The 940-nt window shown below is 40.7% G+C and carries 1 pseudogene; it reads left to right on the plus strand.

Annotated features, from left to right (window positions below):
• A pseudogene (locus LSE01S_RS10700) lies at window positions 1-926 on the plus strand (IS30-like element ISLpl1 family transposase); the annotation flags it as partial.
• Window positions 927-940: the final 14 nt, after the last annotated feature.

A 940-nucleotide genomic window follows, 5' to 3' on the forward strand; every position in this document is an offset into this window, starting at 1 on the left:
CTAGTATAACCTATTCCGAACGAATTAAAATCGAAACCTTTTGTGAACTAGGGCTGTCCAATATCCAAATGGGCGTTCGGCTGAACCGATCACCGTCAACAATTTCTTATGAATTATCTCGATGTCAACCTTATCAGGCTGAATTAGCACAAACAGATGCCGAATACAAGCGATCACGATGTGGTCGGAAAACTAAGCTGAGCGATGAGTTAAAGCAAAAAATTCTCAACCATTTACGTCTAAGCTGGTCACCAGGAATGATTGCTCACGAATTTAAACTAGCTACTAAATCTATTTATAATTGGCTAAATCAGGGGAGAATTGGTTTCTCCTTGAATGATCTACCTGAACATGGCGTACGCCAACGGCGTAACGTTGACCAACGATCCAAATATAATCAATCTTTGGGGCGATCAATTGAACAGCGTCCCATGATGATTAATCAACGTAATCGCATCGGCGATTTTGAACTAGATACAGTCGTTGGTCCTCGTGGGCATAGTAAGGCAGTTTTATTAACTTTAATCGATCGCAAATCACGGTTCCTTTGGGCATACCGGTTAAAAGATCGGACGACAGCGACTGTTAATGAAGCACTAACTAAGTTCCTAACCACTTTTAATGGTCCGGTGCACAGCTTTACTGTGGACCGTGGCACTGAGTTTAGTGGGCTAGTATCACTTGAATCACAATATGGTATTAAGACCTATTACTGCCATGCTTATACGCCAGCTGAACGTGGTAGTAATTAACGCTTTAATCGGAATTTACGTTATTTTTATCCTAAAGGGACTCGTTTTGAGCACATTAGTGCTCAAGATTTAACGACGACGTTACTCCAAATTAACCAGCGACCTCTTAAAATACTTGACTGGAAAACACCGTATCAGGTTATGCTGACAAATTTGTCCAAAAATTCGGATTAAATTTGCAATCTACC

Origin of the sequence: Levilactobacillus senmaizukei DSM 21775 = NBRC 103853, from assembly GCF_001592085.1 — a bacterium.
GTDB lineage: Bacteria > Bacillota > Bacilli > Lactobacillales > Lactobacillaceae > Levilactobacillus > Levilactobacillus senmaizukei.